This window comes from Maribacter flavus, from assembly GCF_008386635.1.
GTDB classification, from domain to species: domain Bacteria; phylum Bacteroidota; class Bacteroidia; order Flavobacteriales; family Flavobacteriaceae; genus Maribacter; species Maribacter flavus.
This window is the reverse complement of the sequence record NZ_VUOE01000001.1, coordinates 1512200-1537730: the sequence shown is the minus strand read 5'-3', so window position 1 is coordinate 1537730 and position 25531 is coordinate 1512200. Positions and strand designations below refer to the sequence as shown.

The 25531-nt window shown below is 41.3% G+C and carries 18 protein-coding genes; 7 read left to right on the top strand and 11 right to left on the bottom strand.

Annotated elements, in window-relative coordinates:
- Positions 1-10: 10 nt before the first annotated feature.
- A complete protein-coding gene (gene rpiB, locus F0361_RS06685; protein WP_154917744.1) occupies positions 11-442 on the bottom strand; it encodes a ribose 5-phosphate isomerase B in 432 nt (143 codons plus the stop codon).
- 711 nt (positions 443-1153) lie between these two features.
- Here rpiB and rnr point away from each other — a divergent pair.
- From rnr to F0361_RS06670, 3 genes are all read left to right on the top strand, one after another.
- A complete protein-coding gene (gene rnr, locus F0361_RS06680; RefSeq protein ID WP_154917743.1) occupies positions 1154-3343 on the top strand; it encodes a ribonuclease R in 2190 nt (729 codons plus the stop codon).
- Positions 3344-3416: 73 nt separating this feature from the next.
- Positions 3417-4094, top strand: coding sequence for a head GIN domain-containing protein (locus F0361_RS06675; protein WP_154917742.1), 678 nt, complete (start codon positions 3417-3419; stop codon positions 4092-4094).
- A 7-nt stretch (positions 4095-4101) separates the two neighbouring features.
- The gene (locus tag F0361_RS06670; protein WP_154917741.1) at positions 4102-4770 is read left to right on the top strand and encodes a LysE family translocator; all 669 of its coding nucleotides are present in this window, start codon (positions 4102-4104) and stop codon (positions 4768-4770) included.
- A 44-nt stretch (positions 4771-4814) separates the two neighbouring features.
- On the opposite strand, the gene F0361_RS06665 is transcribed toward F0361_RS06670, so the two are convergent.
- The 5 genes from F0361_RS06665 to F0361_RS06645 all read right to left on the bottom strand — a co-directional run bounded on the left by F0361_RS06665 (position 4815) and on the right by F0361_RS06645 (position 12173).
- Positions 4815-5321: an OmpH family outer membrane protein gene (locus F0361_RS06665; RefSeq protein WP_154917740.1), complete on the bottom strand. Its 507-nt coding sequence runs from the start codon at positions 5319-5321 to the stop codon at positions 4815-4817.
- Positions 5322-5519: 198 nt separating this feature from the next.
- A complete protein-coding gene (locus F0361_RS06660; RefSeq protein WP_154917739.1) occupies positions 5520-6353 on the bottom strand; it encodes a class I SAM-dependent methyltransferase in 834 nt (277 codons plus the stop codon).
- 48 nt (positions 6354-6401) lie between these two features.
- Positions 6402-8270 (bottom strand): tRNA uridine-5-carboxymethylaminomethyl(34) synthesis enzyme MnmG, encoded by a 1869-nt coding sequence (mnmG, locus tag F0361_RS06655; protein WP_154917738.1) that lies wholly within the window; start codon positions 8268-8270, stop codon positions 6402-6404.
- Between the two features lie 5 nt (positions 8271-8275).
- A complete protein-coding gene (gene ybeY / locus F0361_RS06650; protein WP_154917737.1) occupies positions 8276-8695 on the bottom strand; it encodes an rRNA maturation RNase YbeY in 420 nt (139 codons plus the stop codon).
- Complete coding sequence (locus tag F0361_RS06645; protein WP_154917736.1) at positions 8688-12173, bottom strand: DUF4175 family protein; 3486 nt, start codon at positions 12171-12173, stop codon at positions 8688-8690. The genes ybeY and F0361_RS06645 overlap by 8 nt, the downstream gene beginning before the upstream one ends.
- Positions 12174-12355: 182 nt before the next feature.
- Between F0361_RS06645 and gltX the strand changes: the two genes are divergently transcribed.
- A complete protein-coding gene (gene gltX, locus F0361_RS06640) occupies positions 12356-13879 on the top strand; it encodes a glutamate--tRNA ligase (RefSeq protein WP_154917735.1) in 1524 nt (507 codons plus the stop codon).
- A 12-nt stretch (positions 13880-13891) separates the two neighbouring features.
- On the opposite strand, the gene F0361_RS06635 is transcribed toward gltX, so the two are convergent.
- From F0361_RS06635 to F0361_RS06620, 4 genes are all read right to left on the bottom strand, one after another.
- On the bottom strand, positions 13892-15169 hold the full coding sequence (locus F0361_RS06635) for an alkaline phosphatase family protein (RefSeq protein ID WP_154917734.1): 1278 nt from the start codon (positions 15167-15169) through the stop codon (positions 13892-13894).
- 84 nt (positions 15170-15253) lie between these two features.
- The gene (locus tag F0361_RS06630) at positions 15254-15991 is read right to left on the bottom strand and encodes a sulfite exporter TauE/SafE family protein (RefSeq protein WP_170257977.1); all 738 of its coding nucleotides are present in this window, start codon (positions 15989-15991) and stop codon (positions 15254-15256) included.
- Positions 15992-16073: 82 nt separating this feature from the next.
- Entirely contained in the window at positions 16074-16709 is a 636-nt protein-coding gene (locus F0361_RS06625) for a DUF1801 domain-containing protein (RefSeq protein WP_154917733.1), read from the bottom strand.
- Positions 16710-16785: 76 nt separating this feature from the next.
- A complete protein-coding gene (locus F0361_RS06620; RefSeq protein ID WP_154917732.1) occupies positions 16786-17301 on the bottom strand; it encodes a Cif family virulence factor in 516 nt (171 codons plus the stop codon).
- A 524-nt stretch (positions 17302-17825) separates the two neighbouring features.
- Here F0361_RS06620 and F0361_RS06615 point away from each other — a divergent pair.
- Complete coding sequence (locus F0361_RS06615) at positions 17826-18773, top strand: SPFH domain-containing protein (RefSeq protein WP_154917731.1); 948 nt, start codon at positions 17826-17828, stop codon at positions 18771-18773.
- 152 nt (positions 18774-18925) lie between these two features.
- Here F0361_RS06615 and F0361_RS06610 read toward each other — a convergent pair whose 3' ends face one another.
- Positions 18926-20614, bottom strand: a complete 1689-nt coding sequence (locus tag F0361_RS06610) for a glutamine--tRNA ligase/YqeY domain fusion protein (RefSeq protein ID WP_154917730.1) — start codon at positions 20612-20614, stop codon at positions 18926-18928.
- A gap of 222 nt (positions 20615-20836) precedes the next feature.
- Here F0361_RS06610 and F0361_RS06605 point away from each other — a divergent pair, with 222 nt between their 5' ends.
- Positions 20837-23083, top strand: coding sequence for a T9SS type B sorting domain-containing protein (locus F0361_RS06605; protein WP_154917729.1), 2247 nt, complete (start codon positions 20837-20839; stop codon positions 23081-23083).
- An 8-nt stretch (positions 23084-23091) separates the two neighbouring features.
- Positions 23092-25314 (top strand): PorP/SprF family type IX secretion system membrane protein, encoded by a 2223-nt coding sequence (locus tag F0361_RS06600; RefSeq protein WP_154917728.1) that lies wholly within the window; start codon positions 23092-23094, stop codon positions 25312-25314.
- The last annotated feature ends 217 nt before the right edge of the window (positions 25315-25531 follow it).

Below are 25531 nucleotides of genomic sequence, written 5' to 3'. Positions count from 1 at the left end.
AAGTAAGCTACTAAATACAAGGAATCTTTTCGATCCTTCGTTCGTGACGACCACCGGCGAAAGGCGTTTTTAGAAAAACTTCCACCATTTCCAAGGCTTGTTGTAAGGCTATATACCGTGCCGGTAGGCTTAAGATGTTCGCATTATTGTGTTCCCTGGCCAATTCCACAATTTCCTTGTTCCAGCACAACGCGGCCCTGACCTTTTGATGTTTGTTCGCGGTCATGGAAGCCCCGTTGCCACTACCGCAGATAATAATTCCATAATCCACGTTGCCATCTTCCACCTCCTGGGCGACCGGATGTACGAAATCTGGATAATCTACGCTATCGGAACCATCGGTTCCAAAATTGACGACTTCAATATCCATTGAACGCAGTAGACCTATGACGGCAAGTTTATAATCGGTACCTGCATGGTCGTTTCCTATAGCTATTTTCATGTGTTTATAATTAGGTTAATAGCTTGATTTTTAAAAATTTACCTTGGTAGATGTATTTAACTTACCATAAAAAATCCCTGGATGAGGGTTTCGCTTGTAAGTATTATATGTTTTTAAGCGTTGGGGGAACGTTAAAACGCTTCTAAAGGTACAACTTCCACATGGTGACCACAAAAAATGATCCGTTTACAACATAGATTTTCAAAAATTGTCAGAAGGGTGTTCATTCGTGTGTACATTTCACAATTTAGACACTCATAAGTTGTTGAAAAAAAAGCAAATTAAAATTTGTATGGAATTTTAATAATGCACAATACAATCATTCCTAAGAAAACGCGAAAAAAACTATTAGAAAGTATTCCCCGTTTTTCAAAACTATCGGTCTTGTAATTAACATTAAATTTACATTAACTTATCAAAAAATGAATGTTGAAATGGGTTATGAACTCATTTTAATAACTTTTTTAATAGCCTGATTTTTAGATTTCTTGAGTACTCATTATATGTCAATAACTATTCGTATCTAATAAAGTCAAGTATTTTTAAAAATAGTTTTACCCCTTATTAACACCCTATCATAATCATCATTTTATATTTAAAAGACTAAAGAAAAAAGATAATTATATACTTAATGTTGATAACAACTATGATTGTGATATAACACGTGCTAGTGGATTATAATTCGTAATTTTCCAACAAACAGAAACTTTAATGTCGAAAAAAAATAAGAAGAGTAGAAATCACAGGAAGAACGAAATTACCAAAGGGATTTTTACTGTTTTGGAGAAGGAACCAAGCAAAAGTTTCAACTACAAACAAATTGCCGCAAAAATAGGTATTACCGATGCCCATGATAGGAATACATTGATTCAAAGATTGGCTCAACTGAAGGAAAAAAAACGCATTCGTGAAGTTTCCAGGGGTAGTTATCAGGTATTGGAAGATGTCAAGACCTATCATACCGGCACCGTGGATGTAACCGGACGAGGGAACGCCTATATTGTTGTGGAAGGGATGGACGATGATGTTTTTGTTCCTTTTAATAAATTGAATAAGGCCTTTCATAAAGATGTAGTGGAAGTGTATATCTATCCAAGGAAAAAAAATAAAAAACTGGAAGGTGAGATTGTAAGAGTTTTGGAGCGTTATAAAAGCACCTTTGTAGGTGTTGTGGATATGCAAAAAACCTTTGCTTTTGTCCGTCCTTCGGATTTTAGAATGTATACCGATATTTTTATTACAAAAGAAAATCTTAATGGAGCCAAGGATGGGGAGAAGGTAATTGTGGAACTTTTGGATTGGCCGGACGGTGTGGATTCCCCCTACGGAAAGATTACCGAAGTTTTAGGGATTCCCGGGGAGCACAATACGGAGATACATTCAATTCTGGCGGAGTATGGGCTACCTTATGAATTTCCTGTCGAAGTACAATGTTTTGCCGATGGACTGGATACTACCATCAAAAAAGAGGAGATTGCCAAACGAAGGGATATGCGAGACGTATTGACCTTTACGATAGACCCTAAGGATGCCAAAGATTTTGATGACGCACTTTCTTTTACCGTTTTGGAAAACGGGAACTATGAAATTGGGATTCATATAGCCGATGTTTCTCATTACCTGGAGGTGGATACTATTCTTGATGATGAGGCATATGATAGGGCCACTTCGGTCTACTTGGTGGATCGAGTGGTGCCTATGTTGCCTGAGGTGCTCTCTAATAATGCCTGTTCGTTGCGTCCCAATGAGGAAAAATATACGTTTTCTGCAATTTTTGAATTGGATAATACTGCTGTTATCAAAAATCAATGGTTTGGCCGTACCGTAATCAATTCGAACGAACGTTTTGCGTACGAGGAAGCCCAACATATTATTGAAAGCGGTTCAGGACACATTCCAGAACATGTGTCAATTCGTGGTAAGGCCTATCAGGTTGGTGAGGATGTGGTTGAGGCTACGTTGACCATGGACAAACTGGCAAAGATCATGCGAAAGAAGCGCATGAAACAAGGGGCCATTTCTTTTGATAAGGTAGAGGTTCGCTTTAATTTGAATGAAAATAATGAACCTATTGGGGTATATTTTAAGGAAGCCAAGGATGCCAATAAACTCATTGAGGAATTTATGTTATTGGCAAATAGAAAGGTAGCGGAGTTCATTGGAAAACAGAAACCCAAGAAAACATTTGTGTATAGGGTACATGATGACCCGGATGAGGACAAGCTGATCGCGTTGAACGGTATTATCTCCAGGTTTGGTCATAAGCTAAATTTTAAGGATAAGAAATCCATTAGTGCTTCGTTGAACCAATTATTGGAAGATGTAAAAGGTCAAAAGGAGCAGAATTTAGTCGATACACTTGCTATTCGTAGCATGAGTAAAGCGGTTTATACGGTTGATAATTTAGGACATTACGGATTGGCCTTTGATTATTATACCCATTTTACCTCACCTATCAGAAGATATCCGGATGTTATGGTGCACCGCTTATTGCAGCATTATTTGGATGGAGGGAATACGGTTAAGGCTGATATATATGAACAGAAGTGTAAACATTCTTCCGATATGGAGGCACTGGCGGCCAATGCAGAAAGGGATTCCATAAAGTACATGCAGATCAAGTTCATGGAAGACCATAAGGACCAAGAATTTTTAGGTGTCATCAGTGGTGTGACGGAGTGGGGAATTTATGTGGAGATTATCGAGAACAAATGTGAAGGTATGGTGCGCATCAGGGACATAAAAGGAGATTATTATATCTTTGATGAGAAGCAATATGCCATAATTGGAGAACGGACCAAGAAAATGTATCAATTGGGAGACGAGGTCGTGGTTATGGTAAAGAGTACCGATTTGATTAAGAGACACTTGGATTTTTCTTTATTAGGGAAGAATGGATAGCTTTTTGGAATGAATTTTGTTTCATGGAATTGCTTAAAATCAATTTCCGTTTATCGGGTATGAAACCTTAAAAATGAAGCAGTTAGTTTTAATCTTAAGTATTTTTCTGGGTAACGCCTTAGGGGCACAGGATAGCAAGGTATCTGTTGGCCTGGGTAAGTTCGCCGAGGTGAAGGGTTTTGACGGGATTTCTATTAAGCTTATTCGGTCTTCTGAAAACAAGGCCGTTATTTCAGGTGAGAATACGGATAAAGTAGCTATTGTAAATAATGATGGTATTCTGAAGATTCGCATGCAGATTACCAAGTTCTTTAGTGGTTATAAGACTTTTGTCGATTTGTATTACACAGAAGATATTATGGTCATCGATGTCAACGAGGATGCTAGGATTATTTCAGAGGGTACGATTGTTCAGGATGTTTTGGAATTGAAGTCCCAAGAAGGAGGAGAGGTTAATGTTTCAACAGAGGTGGAGCAGCTTTTGATAAAATCCGTTTCAGGCGGTATTGTCAAAGCTACTGGAGTTGCAAATTTACAGGACGTTCAAATTAATACAGGAGGCGTTTACGAGGGTAAATCTCTTAAGACCAAATTCTCTACGGTTAATGTGAATGCGGGTTCCAGAGCGGAAATTTATGCTAGCGAGTATGTGAAGGCTGCTGTGAAGGCGGGCGGCGAAGTACTCGTATATGGGAATCCACCCAAATTGGAGGAGAAAACTGTTTTTGGCGGAAGTATAAAAAGGATGTAGTATTTATATGTGGGAAGATATACAGGCAGCTATTCCATTGGGCTTTATTTTAAGCTTTATGATAGGACCTGTATTCTTTGTACTGCTTGAAACAAGTGCCATTAAGGGTTTTCGTGCTGCTTTGGTATTCGATTTGGGAGTAATAATCGCGGACATTTTATTCATTACCATAGCTTATTTCAGTAGTTACCAGTTGCTTGAGAATCTAAGTAATCAACCAGGTCTTTATGTTTTTGGCGGTGTTATCCTTTTGGTATATGGGATAACTATTTTTTTTAAACACGGTTCAAGGAATAGTTCGAAAATCCCAATAAAATCTAAGCGAAGTGACTATCTAGGTCTCATTGTGAAAGGCTTTCTATTAAATTTTATAAATATTGGTGTACTTGTATTTTGGTTGGGAGTTATAATCATTGTGGGACCTAGCCTGGATAATGAGCCTTCCCGAATTAGAGTATTTTTTACCACAATGATACTTTCCTATTTCATTACGGATTTGTTTAAAATTTTGTTGGCCAAGCAGTTAAAGAAGAAATTAACGGGTACGCGTATTCGCTTGATAAAGAAGGGTATTGGAATTATACTTATCGTTTGCGGAATCGTATTGATAGTTAAGGGTTTCCTTCCAAACGATAGATTTAATATAGAATCAAGGATAGAAAACATAAGTTATTAAAAAAGGCCACAATTTGTGGCCTTTTAGATTGATTCTTTAATATGTTATTTTTTATACTTGTTATTTAGGATGGTTATGATTTCAGTCGTGATGTCATGGGTTTCTTTTCCATAGAGCACACTACCCCCTTCTCCACCTCCTAATATATAGCTGTAACCATTTGCTTTGCCATATGCCTGTATTTCCTTTTTTACTTTGGAAACAACGCTATCCATTTCTGTTTGTCCCTGGATTTGTAATTGTTGGTCTTCCATTTGGAGTTGTTGTCCCATTTGTTGACCTCTTTGTTGGAATTGGGCATATTCTTGTTGTGCTGCGTTTTGTGACATGCTTTGGGCTCTTGTCTGAAATTCGGTAGCCTCTGCTTGAAATTTTTGGGATATACTATCACGCTTTTTACCAAGAGCTTCTGCTTTTTCTTTGTATTTTGTTTCTATATCAATTTTTTCTTGATATTCATTCATAAGTTTTACGTTGTCTACAAACGCAATTTTTTCTTGTTTACAGGAAAGAATAGTAAGTAGTGTTATTCCAAGGATTAATTTTTTCATTTTTGTTTTTATTAATTTGTGGCAAAAGTAAGAAAGCTTAGTTAATATATAGAGTATAGTTATTTCTTATGTAAATTTTACTTTTTATTGGTTTATGTTATTTAACTCACCACATTTTAAGCTATTTTAAGACCTTTTTTATTATAAGGGTATGGTATAACCTTATTTACTTTTATTTCTTATTGTGCGATTACCTATTTAGTTATTTAGCTTTTTAAGAATATATATATGGGAAGAATATTCTTTGCTGAGTATGCCTTTGAGGTTTGATACCAATCCTATCAAAAAAGCCATTAAATAATTATTCTTACTGCTTTTATACTTTTCGGAAAGTAGGGATACATAAAAGGAATCGAAAAGCATTGGTTTCGTTTGAACTAGTTTCAGTTTGTATGGTTTAAAAAGTCTTTTTATTGATTCCTTGGAGAAGTGCCATAAATGTCTTGGGGTGTCGTAAGCAGCCCAGAATTGTTTGTAGTGTTTGGCGTCATAGGATTTGTAATTTGGTACCGCTATAACTAAGTATCCGTTCAGTTTTAGTTTATTTTGAATATTTTTTATTTCGCTTTCCAAATCTGGAATGTGTTCAAGTACATGCCATAATGTGATAACATCAAATTTGTCCTCTGGTATATCCGCTAGTGATTCCTTTAGGGTTATTTCTTTTGTGAGTGCTTTTATTCTTGCTTGATGGTTTGGTTCTACCCCGTGGATTTGCCAACCATCTTTTTGGGCGTATTTTAAAAAGTCGCCTGTACCTGCTCCAATATCTAGAATTGTTTTTTCAGTAGTTCTTAGTTTTTTGATTAGTTTGACTTTTTTATCTAAGCTATAATTTTTAATTAATTGATAGATTTTATCTATAAGTGTTTTCTTTTGGTCTGTATGCGAAATATAGTCGGGATGGTCGTAATAATTATCTAGATTTTTAGGTACTGGATATGTTTTTAGCATATCAAGTTCGGATATGTATTCTAGATGAAATTCCTCCTGGGTGTTAAAATAATCCTTTGTGGTGAGATATCTTGACATATATTTTTGAAGGATTTGATGGATCGTTCCACGTGGAACAATATGACTTTACCTACCAAGGTAAACTAGTAGAACACTTATATCACTCGGTGTTACACCACTGATTCTGGATGCTTGGGATATAGTAACCGGCTTTATGGCTGATAGTTTTTCACGGGCTTCAAAGGATAAGGATTTCAATTCCTTATAATCAAAATTATCAGGAATTTTTACAGATTCAAGTCGGTTTAATTTATCGGCATTTACTTTTTCCTTTTCAATATAACCCGAGTACTTAACTTGAATTTCTGCTTGTTCGAGTACCTCATTATCCAAGCTATTAGAACTAACAAATTCTGACACAGATTCCAGTGTAAGCATATGTTCCATGGTGACTTTTGGTCTTGAGAACAATTTGAACATTTTATCTGATTGTTTTATCGGCGCCGATTTCACCTCCTCAAGAATTGGATTCATTTGCTCCGGCAGTACACTGGTATTTTTAAAAAAACTAACAAAGGCTTCTGATTTCTTTAGTTTTTCTTCCATTCTTTTTAACCTATCCTCTTTTGCCAATCCTAATTCATATCCTTTAGGGGTTAGTCTTAAATCGGCATTATCTTGTCTTAATAAGGTCCTGTATTCTGCTCGCGAAGTGAACATTCTATAAGGTTCTTCCGTTCCTTTGGTGATAAGGTCGTCTATCAACACCCCTATGTACGCCTCATCGCGTTGTAGTGTAAAAGCGTCTTTTTCGTTTGTTTTTAAATGTGCATTGATACCTGCCATTAGCCCTTGCGAGGCAGCTTCCTCATACCCTGTGGTGCCATTGATCTGACCTGCAAAATAAAGGTTCTCTATCAATTTTGTTTCCAAGGTGTGCTTTAATTGGGTTGGTGGAAAATAATCATATTCTATGGCATAACCTGGACGGAAAAATTTGACATTTTCAAAACCTTTGACGGACCGTAATGCTTTAAATTGTACATCTTCCGGTAATGAGGTTGAAAATCCATTTACATATATTTCAACAGTGTCCCATCCTTCAGGCTCTATAAACATTTGATGTGAATCCTTATCGGCAAATCTATTTATCTTATCCTCTATGGACGGACAGTATCTCGGGCCAATACTCTTTATCCTACCATTGAACATGGGAGATCTATCAAAACCTTCACGTAGCAAGTCGTGAACCAGGGCACTGGTATGGGTCATGTGACAGTCTCTTTGTTTTTTTAATACAGGTGTGTTTAAATAGGAGAACTTTTCGGGTTTGTCGTCACCGGGTTGGGGAATCATTTTTGAATAGTCCAAGGACCTTCCATCTACTCTTGGAGGGGTACCGGTCTTCATGCGCCCGCTGTCAAATCCCAAATCGACCAATTGTTCGGTAATTCCTGTTGCAGCCTTTTCTCCGGCCCTTCCACCTCCAAATTGTTTTTCTCCAATATGGATTAAACCGTTTAAAAAAGTACCATTTGTAAGTATGACGGATTTTCCCCTTATTTCAATACCAAGGGATGTTTTAACCCCCATAACTTTGTTTTTTTCCAAAAGAAGCCCCGTCACCATTTCTTGATAAAAATCTACATTGGGTGTTCTTTCAAGTGCTAGGCGCCACTCTTCTGCAAATCGCATTCGGTCACTTTGGGCCCGAGGACTCCACATGGCCGGTCCTTTGGATTTGTTCAACATTTTAAACTGAATAGCAGATTTATCCGTTATAATTCCGGAATAACCTCCCAAGGCATCTATTTCACGAACGATTTGTCCTTTGGCAATTCCGCCCATGGCAGGGTTGCAGGACATTTGTCCAATTGTTTGTAGGTTCATCGTAACCAAGAGTGTTTTTGATCCCATATTGGCCGCAGCGGCTGTTGCCTCCGCCCCTGCATGGCCTCCTCCTACTACAATAACATCATAAATTTCTCCAAACATAATTTCTACTGTTCCACGTGGAACATTTTTATTTTTTCATCTTCTTTTATGCGCATTTCTTTTTTGTGCTCCTCTTCCTTGTCCTTGTACCCAGCTAAATGAAGTATACCATGGGACATTACCCGTAAAAGTTCGTTTTCAAAAGTTGCTTGGTAGCTTACAGCATTTTCCCGGACACGTTCTGTGGATATGTATATGTCTGCCGACATTGTTTTCCCTGTGGTATAATCAAAGGTTATAATATCGGTAAGGGTGTCGTGCCGTAAATATTTTTGATTGATTTCCAACAAATAGCTATCGTCGCAAAAAATGTAATTCAGTTCGCCTATAGTATACCCTTCAGTCGTAACAATCTTTGAAACCCAGCTCCTGTATTTTTCCGTATTGGAAATTTTAACCTCCGTCTCAAAATAAAATTCAATCATTGCCTTTGAAGTACTCTTTTACCTTGTTTTGAAAATTTTGGCGCAAAGGTAAGGCTTGTCTATTTAAAATTTCTATCTCGTTACGATAATTATCTAGTAATGAGGGTTTGGTGGTTATGGGATTGATGAAGTCCTTTTTGTTGCTGTTACTTTCCCGCTCTGTTTTTTTTCCTTGTTTTAAAGAAGCGTTTTCTAGTTTCAACAATTCGTATTGTATGGTGTTGGCCTTGCTTAATGTCCGTTGCGTAATACCATTTTCAAGGAGGTCGTTCTGAAAATCTTCCATTTGGCGAATAAGCTTTTCCCCCAATTTGCGATCACCTTCATTAATGAGGTTTTCCAACTGCCTTTCCAACTCTTGTTTGATGCGTTGCTGCTCCTGATAAATTTCATAGATTTCTTGCAGCTCGCTTTCGCTCAAACCATCGCTGCCTTGAGAATTTCCGAATCCTTGGTTTTGCCTATTAGTACCGTTTTCACCCTCCCCGGATTGACCACCTTCTCCTTGCCCACTTCCCTCGTTTCCATTATTCCCTTGTTCTCCTTGCTCTCCATTTTGTCCCTGAATGCCCTGTTCTCCTCCTTGGTTTCCTTCCTTACCTTGATTACCCTGTTGATTCCCTTCCTGTCCTGATTGACCCTGGCTACCAGACTCCCCCATTTTTTCCCCAAGGGACTGTTGTTGTTTAATGATGTCCGGAAGCTGAAATCCTCCCTGGCTTTGACCGCTTCCCTGGCCCATTTGCATGCTTTGCTGCATGTTTTCAAGCACATGTGCCAAAAAATCAGCGAGACTGTTCGATGCTGTAAGCACGTATTTCTGATAGGATACTCCTTGGTATATTTGTCCTTCCGCGACGCTTTCCAAGGACTTGTCAATGTTGTAATAGACCTCTGTAATTTGCTCGTTCACAAATTCCGAAAGCTCTGCTTGGCGCAACGAAAGCGCAAACAAACTATCATCCACATGTTCAAAAAGACTGCGTAGCTCGTTTTGGCTACGAACAGTTTCGGAATAATGGGAAATATCTTCCCTGTCCTGTTCGCTCAGTTTATCATAGAGACTTTCCTGTTTGAACGAGAAAATGATGAGGTTGTCCAAAATCTGACGCAGCATTTCAGCATCCTCTGCCACGGAATCACTGCCGGAAGACCCACTCATGGATGACTGTCCGAGCTCTTCACTCATTTCCTTCATTTTCTGTGCGGCCGATTTTTGATTTTGCTTGGTTTTATTGGCACTTTGTTCCATGCCTTCGTTATCCGACTTTTCTTTCGACTCTTCGTGGTTTTGAATTTCCTCCAACGCGTTATCTTGGTTTTCTTGGATTCCCGCCTGCTTCGCCTTGTCGATACTTAGGTCCATAGGTTTTTTTAGATCCGCATTGTCTTTTTTCAGTTCATCCAAATCTTTTGCGATTCTATCAAATTCCCCGTTCAATTTTTCCTGTTCTTGTTTTGAGGATTCCGTGGCAATTTCTTCTGCGGCAAGCGCTTGCTGTTTTTCTGAAAGTTTTTCCAGATCGCTTGCCAACTGTGCGGCCTTTTCGGTAACGTAATACCGTTTGGTCAGCTCCACCAATTGTTCAAGGCTACGCTCGGAGTTTTGCTGTTTTTTGCCCAGTTCCTCCAAACGTTGTGTCAGTTCCTCTTTGTTGATTTTATCGGCAATCTTATTGAGTTCTTCCAGAAGTTTTTGATTCTTCTTGGCCTCCATTTCCTGCCGCTCCAAACGCTCTTGCAATAACTGGTTCAATTTGTCGTCCTTCGCCCCTTTTTCCAGATTTTCCTTTAGTTCCCGGCTGAATTTCTCCATCAATTGCTCCTGTCGCTCCTGTTTTTCTAAAAAATCGGATACCTGACGTTGGTCATTAAAATCCAATCGGTTTTTTTCTTTCTGTAAAGTGTTGATTTCCTTAAGGTTATCACGTTGCTCGGCAGCCTTTTCCAAGGATTTGTCCAAGTTGTTAATCAGCAACTGTTGAGACTCCAACTCTTTGTTTTTCAATTGGTTATTGTCTAAAATTTGTTGGGAGAACACAGTGCTTTTAACCGATTTTCCACCATGGATGGCATCATTGTCCGTAACCTTAAAATAGAAGGCATATTTTTTGCCTTCTTCCAATTTCAGCCCAGAGGGAAACGTATAGTAGAATGGATGAAAATTGGATTTTGGTCCGCTCAGCTCAATAATGTTCTCATCTTGCTCGCTTCCTTGTTCAAAATAGACCAGTTCAATCTTTTTAAGTCCATAATCATCCGTGGCCTCCCCTGAGTAATAGGAAATATTCGGTTCAAGGGAGTCCAAGACTTGCTCCACCTTCACCGTTGGATACGCATCCTTGATTACCTGAAACGAATAATTTAGGGTCTCATATTCCCGTATGTTGGCATTGGATGTGGCCAGTTGATAGTCCCAATTCGCATAGATTCTTTTGGAAAGGCTGAAATCGTCCCCGTTATTGTTAAACAGCAAAGACGTATCCTTTGCAACTAGTTTAATTTCCTCGGTGTCCTGGCCTTTTATCTCCCAGGTTATTTTGGTTCCTTCGGGTATTAAGGCGTTTCCGGTACTTTTTATGACCTCTGGAAGTTTATTGATATATGCAGGATACTCCAATCGCATGTTAAAATCCGATATGGCGGGCGCCTTCAAGGCAACCAGCCCATATTCCCTGGACTCTATCCCACTACCTTTGAACATGAATCGCCCCGATGTGATGGGCGGTGACAAGGTATACTGAAATACTCCATTTTCCTCTTGTAGCAAGATTTCCTTATCCTGAAAAACAACGTACACATTATCCGGTTTTAGCGAACCTTCCGTTGCCACTTGGAAGGTGAAGGGCTTACTTTCTATTACCTGTAATTGTGTATTCAACAATTCGAACCTAAAAGGCGCGGGAGGTTCATAGGCCATATTGTAATTGACTACACGGGAATAACTTCCAAAAAAGGAACTCCAATTGCCGGAAATCCACAACAGCCCAATAATCATCAAGGGCAACAAGGCAAACTTCACATATTTTAAAGGTTCCTTGGTGTTAATGGCCCTTTTAAAAGGAATCGTTTTCAGATGTTCAGAGCGCTGTTCGATACTTGCCAGCAACAGTTCTGATTTTTCCGTATTATCGGCCAAATCCAAAAGGTTGTACAATTTGTCGCCAACTTCCGGGAAATGTTTTCCGATCATGAGGGAGGCGTCCTTTGGCGTGATGCCCTTTTTTAGTTTGAAAAGATAGAACAGAGGAATTCCAATATATCGGTATAAAAGGAAAAGCTCTACGGCCAAAAAGATAAGAAACAAGGCGAGCCGCCAGGTCGAATTCAACCACAGGGCAAACTCAACACCTACTACCGCTAAAAAAAACAGCAGCCCAAGAGCAAAAAAGAGGATAACCCCCTTGATCAATTTTTGGGTGTAATGGGCTTTAATAAAGTCGTTTAATTTTCCTAATATGAGATTGTAAAACTGCAATGGCAAAGGATTTTTATACCAAGATATACCCTTTTGGTTTTTAAGGACAGAAAAAATTTGTTAAAAGGCACTTAATCCGAGACTTAACGATACTAAATCGAGAACCGGAAGCCTCCATAAAATTATTTCCACCATCAAAATGAGCCCTTTCCCTTCAGCATCGCTTTTTATACCTTTGTCAAATGACACAGAAAGTTAGAGTACGATTTGCGCCAAGTCCCACGGGACCTTTGCATATAGGCGGGGTTAGGACCGCTTTGTTCAATTACCTGTTCGCCAAAAAACACAAGGGCGATTTTATCCTCCGTATTGAGGACACGGACCAGAACAGGTTCGTAGAAGGTGCGGAGCAATATATTGTAGATTCGCTGAACTGGTGCGGCATTCCCTTTGACGAGGGACCGTCCTCCCCAACCGCTAAGGGCAATACCTTAGGGAAATATGGTCCATACAGGCAGAGCGAACGGAAACATTTATACAAAAAATTCGCTCTGGACCTCATTGAAAAGGGCAAGGCATATTATGCCTTTGACACGGCCGAAAAGTTGGATTTTCACCGAAATGACCACGAAAAAAAAGGCAAGACCTTTATCTACAATTGGCATAACCGACTCAAACTGGACAACTCCCTCTCCATGACCCCCGAAGAGGTACAACGAAGAATAGATGCCGGGGAAGAGTACGTCATACGCTTTTTAACCCCGCCCGATGAGAAACTACATTTGAAGGATATCATACGTGGTGATATTGAAATCGACACAAACACCCTTGACGATAAGGTGCTTTTTAAAAGCGATGGGATGCCTACCTACCATTTGGCCAATATTGTAGACGACCATCTCATGGAGATCAGCCATGTGATACGGGGCGAGGAATGGCTGCCCTCTTTGGCGCTGCACCAACAATTGTATGATGCTTTTGGCTGGCAGGCGCCTCAATTTGCGCATTTGCCTCTGATCATGAAACCTGTTGGAAAGGGCAAATTGAGCAAGAGGGATGGTGAAAAGGGAGGTTTTCCTGTTTTTCCATTATCTTGGAACGAATCCGTGGGATACAGGGAGGCGGGCTATTTTCCGGAAGCCGTGGTGAACTTTTTGGCCTTACTGGGCTGGAACCCGGGAACGGAACAGGAGTTGTTTACTTTGGAAGAATTGGTGGATTCCTTCTCCTTGGAAAGGGTACACAAATCGGGAGCACGCTTCGACCCAGACAAAACCAAGTGGTATAATCAGCAGTATATGCATCAAAAAGACGATGCAACATTGGCCGAAGCCTTTCAGTTACATTTAAAAGAAAAGGAAATCACCTCAACATCTAATGATTATGTCCAGAAGGTAGTTTCCCTGATAAAGGATCGCGCCACGTTTGTTTCGGATTTTTGGGAATTGGGTGATTACTTTTTCGTAGCACCTACCAAGTACGATGAAAAAGCGGTTAAAAAGCAATGGAAGGACGATACCCAAGAAATCATGCAAAACTTGGCAAGTTTTATAGACGGCATAACCGACTTTTCCTCGGAGAATGTGGAATTGGAGGTGAAAAAATGGATTTCTGAAAAGGAACTGTCTTTTGGTAAGGTCATGCCCCCATTACGTCTGGTTTTGGTCGGTGACATGAAAGGCCCGCATATTTTCGATATCATGGCGTTGATCGGCAAAGAAGAAAGTTTAGAGCGGATAAACAAGGCGATTTCGGCACTCGCCTAGCCTATTTTTAAGCTATTTAAGAACCTCCTGAACTGCAGTTAGGTTTCCGTCTATATCTTTAGGAACGGGCAAACCAAGGATTTTACATACCAAGGGGTATATATGAATGTTCTTAAAAGAAGCGATTTCCAAACCGCTTTTAAAACTAGGGCCTTGGGCATAGAATATCCCGTGCATTTCCTTATGTGCAGGGTCGTAGCCATGTACTCCAAAGGACGTTTTGGGTTTGGAAATGACGTTGTCTATTTTTTCCCGTTTCGCAAAATAATAGCCAAAATTGGGCACAACCTGAATTTCTCCCCAATCGGGATTTTTGGGAACATATTCAAACCCCGGGGTTTTCGTTGTTTTGTACACCTTAAAATGGTTTTCTTTCTGGCGCAGATTCGCTAGTGTATTTTCAAGATTGTTGGGGTCTTTCAGATGAAGATTGACAATGGCCCCGTTATCCACCACCGTGTATAGGGAATTGTTTATAATTGGGTCTATTGGAATGTATCGCTCTTTGGGCACTTCAGCCATACCATGGTCGGACACAATGATTAGGTCCACGGGCAGACCCGTTGCTTTAATGCCTTCATAAAGCTTGCGTAGGTTTAAATCCATGGCCATCAAGACAGGTTCCAGTTCAGCATCGGCATTGGGTCCAAACGAATGGCCCACATCGTCCATATCGGAAAAATACATCGTGATCAAATGGGGCCGTTGGGCATCGGGCAAGGAGAGCCAATCAAGCACTTGGGATACTCGCTCCTCGTTTTTTATGGACGCATCGTACTTTTTGTAGTACGTAGGCCAGATACCATGTATATTGGCTTCCGAACCCACAAAAAAATAGCTGGCGGAAACCATTCCTGATTTTGCCGCCAGTACCCAAAGTGGTGTGCCGTTATAAAACGACCCGTCTTCCACAAATTCCCGTTTGCCAATGCGGTAGGTTTTGTCCTTTTTATGACTGTAGAAGGAATTTCCCAGCAGCCCGTGCTTATCGGGGTACATCCCGGTGGCTATCGTATAATGGTTTGGGAAGGTCTTCGTGGGAAATGATGGAATCAACGAAGAGGCCTTGACGCCGTTTTTTATGAATGTACGCAAGAACGGAGGTTGGAAACGTTCCACATAGTCCCATCGAAAACCATCCAGGGAAACCAGGACCACATAGGGCCGTTCCACGGATGAACTGGAATTTTCCGTTGGTGCCGATATAGTTTTTGAACCGCTTTTACAAGCGGACAACAATAAAAGACCAAGGCAAACAAGGATGCTTGGAATCCGTTTTATTTGGGACATACGCGCAAGGTTAAAGTTATGCTTGCCCTAAAATAGTCCATCCGCAAAGCGGCACAAAAAGAAAAGTGTTTTTGTTTTTAAGGATTAGTTCGTTTTGACCAAAACGTTCACCAAGGTAACCACACCTATCAACAAGATAAGGAGCAAGGAAATCGTCTTGAACTTATCCTGTTCTATAAAATGAAGAATGCGTTTTCCCAAATACGTGCCCGATATCCCAATGACCAACAAGAAAGGCAGGTACATGAGATGTTCCTTTTGAATGTACCCATTTTTGAAGTAGACAAAGGTTCTTGTGAAATCGATAAAAAAATCAATAAATGCAGAGGTCGCTATAAAGACGCTTTTTTCCAAATTGAAAGCCGCCATGGTAAGCCCTCTGATGGCCCCCCCGGTTCCCAATAGCCCGGCCGAAAATCCGGACAGAACACCGCCCGAAACTGCATTTTTCCTATTCGGATTGATTACCAAATCCTTTTTGACCAGAAACAAAAGGCTCAAACCAACCAGGAACAGGGCGAGCACAATTTCCAAAATGAAACTATCCACTATTTTGGTCAAATAACCTCCAATAATCACGAAGACTACCGATGGAACCCCAATATTTATCAGCAGTTTTTTGTCCAAACCCTTTTTGAACAGCACGATTTTACTAACGTTACTGAACAAATGAAACAGGGCCGTGAGCCCCAGCACAAAATGAAAATCGAAAAAAAAATTGCCCATGGGCACAAAAAAGACGGAAGACCCAAAGCCACCAATGGTGCCCACAATTTCGGCGACCAGGGCGAGGAGCAAAAAGAGATAGTTTAATTTATTCACGACTAAGACTGCGGGTTCCTACAAAAGCCTACAATTTAATGGATTATGTAGCATATCTAATAAGAAGCGAAACAACTTTTTCTCAAAGATACTTATGTGACCCATCACAGGAAGGCATTTTTTTGGAATGGCCGCAAATACAATCGTGCAGGCCCTTACCATCAAAGATGCGCGAACGGTATTTGTCGATTCTCGACGCCCTGGTGGCCGATTGCTTTGCGCCCGAAAAAAACAACAAATATCCCTTTTGCCTGCCGGGAGTGAGGCTTTGAAAGGCATTTTGGAATTCTGCATCCTGTTGAAAGGCGACTTCCAATTCGTCGGGATGCTCCAGTTCGTCGGGGGTGTTGAATTCGACCTTTTGTCCCGACTTTTCAACTTCGATCGCCTCAAAAACATAGGCTTTTAGAACGGGTTTTAACCGATGGATTTCGGCAGTATCGGTAAACGGAACTATTCTCCCGGATTGCGTGTTTTCGCCTTGCTGTTTCAAAATACCCTCGGAATCTTTGAGGAGAACGCCCTTGAAAAAACTCAAACAACAAAAGTCCTTTAACGCACCCAGAATAACTACATTTTTGCCCTCAAAGGTATAGCAGGGTGAACGCCACTTAAAGGTTTCTTCAAGACCACAGGAAAGCACGATTTCCCGTAATAATTGAAGTTCATGGGACCATTTTTCTTGTTTTGAAATAAATTCAGAAACGTTGTTATCCAAAATATTAAAAGCTTAAAGGCATGTACAAATAGTTCTGGTTACGGTTGCAAACCTTATTGAAAGTACAAAATTTAGATTACTCTACCTGCGAAGACGCCAATTCCCGGTACAATTTCCATTCTCCGTTAACCTTTTTCAGAAGTACCAGAGAGGTATCGCCCATTTCATGAACGGTACCGGTTTTATCCGTGTAAAAAGTTCGGCTAACCCCAAAATCATAGGCCATGGTATCGGATAGGATGACGGTTTCCTTTGGGCTCATGATGATACTGTCATAACGGAACTTGTTACCGTGTTGTTCCCTGAGTTTTCTATAGGCGTTCCAATCTTCACTCCCCGGCCCTATGGAAATAAGGTCCTTGGTTACGAAACTTCCTAGATCGCCATAGCGTTTTTCTCGTACGGTCTTTTGAAAGGAATCCCGCATTTCCTCTATCTTATCAAGTTCGGCTTGTACATCGATTTTAGTAACGGCTTGATCCGTTTCCGCGGTAGTTGAAGTACCGTCCTTACAAGACGCTAAGAGAATAAAAACGGTGGTTAACAGAAGAAGGAACGCAGCGAGTGGGGCGTGAAACGGGTAATTTTTCATTTTGGCGGTTTTTAGATACTTAATAAGATAAGAAAACAAGAATAATATGAATAGAATACTTTACAAACCGCCGGGATTTTCGTGTAAACGGCTTGGAAACATTACACACCGCAAGGGGTTTTTTGGCGTAGTAGTGATAATCACAATCAACTTTAGAGAAGTCAATTTGAAAACATAAAGTTGAATGTATGGTTTCCTTTCCAGAAGAATACATCGAGAAAGCTCGGGATGGAACCTGTTCCGTGAAGCGGAACGGCCGAGTTTCGAGATGGGTTTTACGAAGTAAAAATTCCTGCTGGAAAGTCTCCTTTCTTTTGCTTCCTTTTCTATGGAGAGGCAAAGAAAAGGAAGGGAAATAGTATCGGAATTACAATTTTACACAGCTTTTTGGCTATTGATGCGGTTAATGCCAGCCCACCAAAAAAGTACTACCTTATGAAATTTGTAACAAAACGAACACAAAGCGTACTAATAAAAAGGTACGATTTCGTACATTCATCCAAATTAACTTTAAACAAGGAATCATGGGAAACTTTATTTTAATACCGATTGTAATTATTTTAGGGCTGGTACTTATGTCCTTTGTTTTTATCGTAAAACAGCAAACGGCCGCGGTTATTGAAACCTTTGGAAGGTTTAGCAGCATTAGGCATTCTGGGTTACAATTTAAAATACCCTTCGTGCAGCGCATTGCCGGAAGATTAAGCTTAAAAATCCAGCAATTGGACGTTATCATTGAAACAAAAACCTTAGACGACGTTTTTGTACGGCTAAAGGTTTCCGTGCAATACATGGTCATTAAGGACAAGGTGTATGACGCATTTTACAAATTGGATTACCCGCATGAACAGATAACTTCCTATGTTTTTGATGTGGTACGTGCCGAAGTGCCCAAAATGAAACTGGACGATGTCTTTGTAAAAAAGGACGATATAGCACTTGCGGTAAAGGCAGAACTTAACGACGCCATGCTTGAATATGGATTTGACATCATAAAGACTTTGGTAACGGATATTGACCCAGACCCACAGGTGAAAGCGGCCATGAACCGAATCAACGCTTCCGAAAGGGAAAAAATCGCAGCCCAATTTGAGGGTGATGCCGCCCGAATCCTTATCGTTGAAAAGGCCAAGGCAGAAGCGGAAAGCAAGCGATTACAAGGGCAGGGTATTGCAGACCAGCGACGTGAAATTGCACGGGGTCTAGAGGAATCCGTAGAGGTGTTGAACAAGGTGGGCATCAACTCCCAAGAAGCCTCCGCTTTGATCGTTGTCACCCAACACTACGATACATTACAAAGCATCGGTGAAGAAACGAATACCAATTTGATCTTATTGCCAAATTCGCCTCAAGCTGGTAGCGATATGCTGAACAATATGGTCGCTTCCTTTACGGCCAGTAATATGATCGGGGAGCAAATGAAAAAAAGTAAGGACGCCAAGTCAATTGATAAGGGGAGAGCAAAAGAATAAATCAAAAAGGCGCGGAAGTTTAATCACCGGGCCTTTTAATTTAAATATACCACTTGGTTTAACCTTATTCATATACGCTTTGGACCAGTATTGGAATTATGGGTGCACTGGATTTGGAATTTTTAATTCTTACGTGTTTGTGTTTGGTTGATTTACTCCGCTTTCTGCTGGATCTTGGCCCAAGAATCCCGAAGCCCAACGGTCTTGTTAAACACAAGTTCTTCTTCAGTAGAATCTTTATCCACACAGAAGTAGCCCATGCGCTGAAACTGAATGCGGTCACCAATCTTCGTCTCTTTCAAACTTGGCTCTACATACCCGGTGATGACCTCCAGGGAGTTTGGATTTATAAATTCCATAAAATCCTTGTCCTTTTGGGTATCCGGACTTTCATGTGTAAACAAGCGGTCATACAATCGTATTTCAGAAGGAACGGCATGCTGTATGGACACCCAATGCAAGGTTCCCTTGACCTTTCTTAGGCTTTCGGGGTTACCGCTTCCGCTTTTGCTTTTGGGGTCATACGTACATTGTACCTCAATAATATTCCCATCGGTATCTTTGGTGCAACTTTCGGCCTTGACAATATAGGCGTTTTTTAGACGAACCTCTCCGCCCAACTTCAAGCGGAAAAACTCTTTGTTGGCCTCCTCCTTAAAGTCGTCCTTCTCAATATATAATTCCCTTGAAAAAGGAACTTGCCTAAAGCCTAACGATTCGTCCTCGGGACTGTTTTCTGCCTCCAGCCATTCTTCGTGGCCCTCTGGATAATTGGTGATGACCACCTTTAAGGGGTCTAGTACACCCATGACCCTGGGGGTCGTTCTGTTAAGGTCTTCTCGCACATGGAATTCCAAGAGGGAAACATCGATTAGGTTTTCCCTTTTTGCGATTCCTATGGTATCGGCAAAATTACGGATGGACTCCGGCGTATACCCCCTTCTTCGCATTCCTGAGATGGTGGGCATTCTGGGGTCGTCCCATCCGGTGACTACTTTTTCGGCCACCAACTGTGCCAGTTTTCGTTTGCTTACAACGGTATGGCTCAAATTTCTTCGGGCGAATTCACGCTGTTTTGGTCGTAACATTTTGGGATCGTACACTTGGTCCAAAAACCAATCATATAGCTCTCTATGGGGCAAAAATTCCAAGGTGCAAAGGGAATGGGAAACCTGTTCTATGTAGTCGCTTTCACCATGCGTCCAGTCATACATGGGATAAATACACCAATCGGTATTCGTTCTGTGGTGCGCTCTGTGCAGGATTCTGTACATGATTGGATCTCGCATAAGCATATTGGTATGGGCCATATCGATTTTCGCCCTCAGCACATGCGAACCCTCCTTGTGTGCCCCGCTTTTCATCTCTTCAAACAGGGATAGGTTTTCGGCAACGCTTCTGTTTCGAAAGGGACTATTTGTTCCAGGTTGTGTTGGGGTGCCCTTTTGCACGGCCATTTCTTCAGAAGTCTGACTGTCCACATAGGCCTTGCCATCCTTGATGAGCTGAACCGCCCAATCATACAACTGCTGGAAATAATCGGAAGCATACCGCTCGGTATCCCACTTGAAACCAAGCCAGGAAACATCTTTTTTGATGGCGTCCACGAACTCCTGCTCCTCCTTGGCCGGATTGGTATCGTCAAACCTAAGATTTACAGGGGATTGATACCGAAGGCCTAAACCAAAATTTAGACAAATGGAACTCGCGTGGCCTATGTGCAGGTAGCCATTGGGTTCGGGAGGAAACCGAAAGCGTAAATCGCTCTTGGAATAACCATTTTCCAGATCTTCCTCTATGATCTGTTCAATAAAATTCAAAGACTTGGATGTCTCGCTCATGTTGTATTTTTTCAAGCTACAAAAGTAGCAAAATTGCCGCAAAACCTAAGATTAAAAAAGGTTCACCTTGTACAAAATGCGTTTCACAACAAAAATGAATCGGCCTACAACAATAAATACCCTACGCGCGTTATTTGTGTCATATTTGTTTTGAGTACCAAAGGTTTAAAGTGTTTGACCTACAACATCACTATCATTTGGGGCACAAAACCACACATCACTATGAAACAAAATTACAAATCTTACTACTTGACCACCCTCCTTGTGTTCTTGGGTTTCCTACAGCTTTCTGCCCAGGCCATTATCATCAATGCACCTGAACCTGCGGATAATCCCAATCTTGCCGGTAACTCCGTTTGGGGGTATATCTGCGCGGGTAATGGGGGCTTTAACGAATACTTTGTGAACGTTACTTGGGCCGGTACGGCCAATGCCGGTAACGAATTTATTTTGGAACTATCCGATGCCAACGGTAGCTTTTCGGCGCCTACTGAATTGGTTACGGTAACAGATAAAAATACCGTGAACGACTTTGATGTAAGTTTTTCCATTCCAACGGACACTCGAGGTCTTAACTACAAAATGCGGGTACGAAGTACCGACCCGGTAAAGATTGGAACGGAATCCCCCACGTACAACATGTACTACATGGACATCACCAATAACCTGAACATTAGCGAACTAGGGGACGGTGTACCCCCGGGAAGTGTTTGTGCTACAGGGCCAATTACTCTTCAGGTGGATAACATTCCCAATCCTGAAACCTATCAGTATATTTGGTATAGAAGCGGAACCCTGCTTACAGGCCAGACTGGGCACACATTGAACGTCACCCAAAGTGGTATGTACAATGCCTACGTGGATTATGGCCCCAATTGTACGGGTTCCGGAAATACGGATTCCAACATTGTGGATGTTACCATTGGCGGTACAGGTTCTGGTATTGCAATTAATCCACCAAGCAAAACGGTACTCTGTCCAACGGATTCCGAAATATTGTCCATTGACCAAACCGATGCGGCTTGGAGCTATCAGTGGTATAAGAACGATGTTGCCATTATGGGCGCCATCGGAACTACCTATACCGTTAATGGAGGTGTTGCGGGATTTGAAGGGGATTATGCGGTTGAGATTTCAGGGACAGGTATCTGTACCGAGCGTTCCGCGCCGGTTGCCATGAGCAATCCGGGCTCATATTCCGTTACTAGGGTCAACCCGGAAAACGTGGTCTTGCTCCCAACGATGCCTCAGACCTTATCCGTCGCTACCGATGCAAGTTCCCCAACCTACAAATGGTTTAAAAACGGTGGGGAAATCGCGGGTGAAACTACCAGCACATTGAACGTTACCGAGGCAGGCAACTACTATGCCCAGGTTACCGAAACAGGGGGAAGTTGTGGCAGCACTAGCAAAAACTCGGAAACTACGGCGGTGGTTACACCGGCGTCTTTTGAATTGGTATTGGATTATACAGGAAATTATACTTCCTGTGTTTCTACAAGTATAGTGTTGGAGGTCGCGACCATTAATGCGGTTGCTTCGGATGGAACCAAAACCAACGTCACGGAAGATCTTAGGGATGCCTTTGCCTATCAGTGGCAAAAGGACGGGTCTACCATATCCGGTCAGACAGGAAACTCCATCAGCATCGCCTCCAACTTGGAAAATGGAAGTTATACAGTGAACGCAACTATCGATACATACAACGAAACATCAAATGCCTTAGCCGTGCAATTATTGACCGGTGATACAGTTACTATTAGTAGTACAGGCACGGTCTATTGTAGCGCTAGTGATTTGATAACCTTGAGCGCTTCATTGGATTTAACGGCCGAATCGTTTGAGTGGCAATTGGATGGCAGCATGGTAAGCACTACGGACAGGGACTTAAATGTTAGCGCAACGGGAACATACCGTTTAGTTTTGGATCGGGACGGATGTCAATTAATTTCTAACGAAGTCACGATATCTCCTTTGGACGAAAACCTAATCAGTTTGGAGCCGGCCGGTAATATGGTCATTCCTGAGGGAACAACTAGGACGATTTCTGCTTCCGGCGGAACGGCCTATAGATGGATGGATGCCAACAACACGGAAATTAGTACTTCGGACAGCGCTGCCATTACCGAACCGGGAACGTACACGCTGATAGCAAGTATTGGGAATTGTGATATTGTTAGGCAGTTTGAAGTATCCATATTGGATACGTTCAAAGTACCCAATGTCATTACCGTAAACGGCGATGGAATCAATGACCAATGGGTAATACCCAATTCCTACTCCAACAGGGCCGATGTAAACGTAATCATTTACAATGGCCAAGGAGAAGAGGTGTTAAATGAGTTTGACTATAAAAATAATTGGCCCCAGACCTCAACGGCATTTACCAAGCAGAACATGGTGTTTTATTATAAGATTCGAAATGCCAACGAGGTGCTGAAACAGGGCACAATCACTGTAATACGCTAAAACCAAACATGCTACCTAAAACACGTATACTACTATTATTTGTACTTCTTGCCCTTGGGTTTTCTAAGGCCCAAGCGCAGGAAGACAATCCTTATTTTGGGTACGAGGTACCTTCCCAAAACCTGTTGAAATACAATCGGTTTTTGATAAACCCAACATTTTCTACGGTACGGGAAGACAAATCGTACATCAATTTATTGCACAGGAACCAATCGGTACAATTTGACGATAACAACCAAAACTATTTCTTGAGTTATAGTGGTAGGATCAGCGACCGTACCGGTTTAGGATTGAGTTTGTATACCCAGCGTTTGGGGGCATTGAGTAACTATGGTGTTTTGGCAAACTACGCCTACGGAGTAAAACTGAGCGATAAAAGCAATTTTACCTTTGGGGCCAATCTTTCCTATTACAATAGTGGTTTTGACGAAGGCCGTGCAACAACGGTAGAGGAAGATCCATTTTTGGCGGGATTCCAGGACCAGAACCTTTTATCCTTTCAACCGGGATTTAACCTATCCTACGGAAATTTTGATATTGGTGCCTTTGCAGAAAACCTATTCGATTATAATTTAAAAACAAGTGAATCCCTTACGGATTTTAGTGAGAAAACCTATTCCGGACACCTGCAATATACCCATCAGTTTAAAAATAGTTCCGGAATTCTGGAAGCGGGGCGTTTGATGCCGTTGGCAAGGGTTCGAATGGATGGAGAAGAGGATAACATCACCTTAGGGGGAAGCTTAATTTTGGACCTTCCAAAAATAGGTTGGATCCAAGGTGGTTATGATAGTTTTTATGGAGCTGCCGCCGGGGTAGGATTTAATCTTAACCAACGGATTTCTTTGGGGTATACCATGGAGAAGGGCTTGTCAAACAACTTTGACAATTTTGGACTTACCCATGAAATTTCCTTTGCCTATTCCTTCACACCGAACCTGACCGAGGACAGGGTTATGTTGGAAGATGATTTTGAAGACGATTTGGTTAAAAATGATTTTGAACCGGAGAACATTGCTACGAATGATGAGATTGAGGAGCTGAAAAGGAAATTGGCCGAAAACGATGCCATTATTGAAGAGTTGATGTTTCGGCAGGATTCCTTGGAGGCCAATAGACAGGCAGACCTGGAACGAAGGTTCAATATGGTTATGAAAATGGTTAGGAACGAAACCAATGGCGAACGTCCCGATTTGGAACGCAGGGCCGAAGAAATCTTCAGGGGTGACGAATCCGATGTAAAATTGGCATCGGCACAAAATACTCGGGAGCGAGAAATAAAACCAGCAGAAAATACCAATCGGAATACATCGGCCCAAGACGCCTTGGCCACCAATGTAAATGCCGCTTCAAAAGCCATGGATGATGTGACACAAAGCAACAATTCGTTCGAAGAGAAAGGTACATCCAATGCCATAGTGAATACCGAGGTGTCCAGAACGAACCGACCAAAGCAGGAAATCAGACGGGAAGAAACCAAAAAAGACGTGCTGGCATATACCCCTCCACAGAAAAATAAGGTAAACCAGGAACAGGAAAAAACAGTGGTTCAGGAACGGGTGAAAAGCAGAAAGTTCAATGACCTGCCCAATGTAACCGATGGTTACTATGTGGTGGCAAATGTCTACAAGGGGGGCAAGTATCTGGACAAATTCTTAAATAGTTTGGATGCCAAAGGAATTCAGGCGGATTATATTGACAACCCAAACAACGGATTGAAATACGTGTATTTACAGCGCTATGACACTTTTGAGGAAGCAGTTGCCGCCCACGATTCAAATTTCAACGGAGCCTATGACGGCAAAACCTGGATCATGAACGTTGAGAACAGGTACACCAACGAAGCCTATGTGAACAATGTAAACAAGTTAAGGGAGAAATCTTCCAAATACGATACGGACGTACTTCGTAAAAATGTAGTACAACAGGATAGATTGGCTGCCAACGGTACGGAACCTGAAAACTACGAAATTGATGGTATCGGGTCCGGTTACTATATCATCGCCAATGTTTTTGCAAACCCAAAAAACGCCAATAGGTTTGTGGCGCTTTTAAATTCCTACGGACTCAGCGCCAGCTATTTTATCAATCCCAAAAATAATTGGAGGTATGTTTACTTAAAAAAACATGATTCCTGGACAAATGCCCTAATATCCTATTATTCTAAATTGAACGATGCCTATGATGAAAAAATGTGGATTATGAGGGTTACCCCCGGGCAAGTGGCATAGTTAAAAGAAAAACACAATTAAATGGACCAAGAAATTTTTCTTGGTCTTTTTTTTGGAACAAAATTTAACGGCGAAAGCCATCTGTTTTTCAGTAAAGGAGAATTCTTAATCGGAAGGATTAAAACCATTCCTAAACTAAGAATAGTTTTTTTTCTATACCCACCAAAGAGACCTCGTTTAAACCTGATTTTTCTTAAAATTTCTAGATGTTCCATGG

Bases quoted from the DNA above. Each gene is read 5' to 3' on its own strand.
- rpiB (WP_154917744.1), bottom strand. From the start codon at position 442: ATGAAAATAGCTATAGGAAACGACCATGCAGGTACCGATTATAAACTT.
- rnr (WP_154917743.1), top strand. From the start codon at position 1,154: ATGTCGAAAAAAAATAAGAAGAGTAGAAATCACAGGAAGAACGAAATT.
- F0361_RS06675 (WP_154917742.1), top strand. From the start codon at position 3,417: ATGAAGCAGTTAGTTTTAATCTTAAGTATTTTTCTGGGTAACGCCTTA.
- F0361_RS06670 (WP_154917741.1), top strand. From the start codon at position 4,102: ATGTGGGAAGATATACAGGCAGCTATTCCATTGGGCTTTATTTTAAGC.
- F0361_RS06665 (WP_154917740.1), bottom strand. From the start codon at position 5,321: ATGAAAAAATTAATCCTTGGAATAACACTACTTACTATTCTTTCCTGT.
- F0361_RS06660 (WP_154917739.1), bottom strand. From the start codon at position 6,353: ATGTCAAGATATCTCACCACAAAGGATTATTTTAACACCCAGGAGGAA.
- mnmG (WP_154917738.1), bottom strand. From the start codon at position 8,270: ATGTTTGGAGAAATTTATGATGTTATTGTAGTAGGAGGAGGCCATGCA.
- ybeY (WP_154917737.1), bottom strand. From the start codon at position 8,695: ATGATTGAATTTTATTTTGAGACGGAGGTTAAAATTTCCAATACGGAA.
- gltX (WP_154917735.1), top strand. From the start codon at position 12,356: ATGACACAGAAAGTTAGAGTACGATTTGCGCCAAGTCCCACGGGACCT.
- F0361_RS06635 (WP_154917734.1), bottom strand. From the start codon at position 15,169: ATGTCCCAAATAAAACGGATTCCAAGCATCCTTGTTTGCCTTGGTCTT.
- F0361_RS06620 (WP_154917732.1), bottom strand. From the start codon at position 17,301: ATGAAAAATTACCCGTTTCACGCCCCACTCGCTGCGTTCCTTCTTCTG.
- F0361_RS06615 (WP_154917731.1), top strand. From the start codon at position 17,826: ATGGGAAACTTTATTTTAATACCGATTGTAATTATTTTAGGGCTGGTA.
- F0361_RS06610 (WP_154917730.1), bottom strand. From the start codon at position 20,614: ATGAGCGAGACATCCAAGTCTTTGAATTTTATTGAACAGATCATAGAG.
- F0361_RS06605 (WP_154917729.1), top strand. From the start codon at position 20,837: ATGAAACAAAATTACAAATCTTACTACTTGACCACCCTCCTTGTGTTC.
- F0361_RS06600 (WP_154917728.1), top strand. From the start codon at position 23,092: ATGCTACCTAAAACACGTATACTACTATTATTTGTACTTCTTGCCCTT.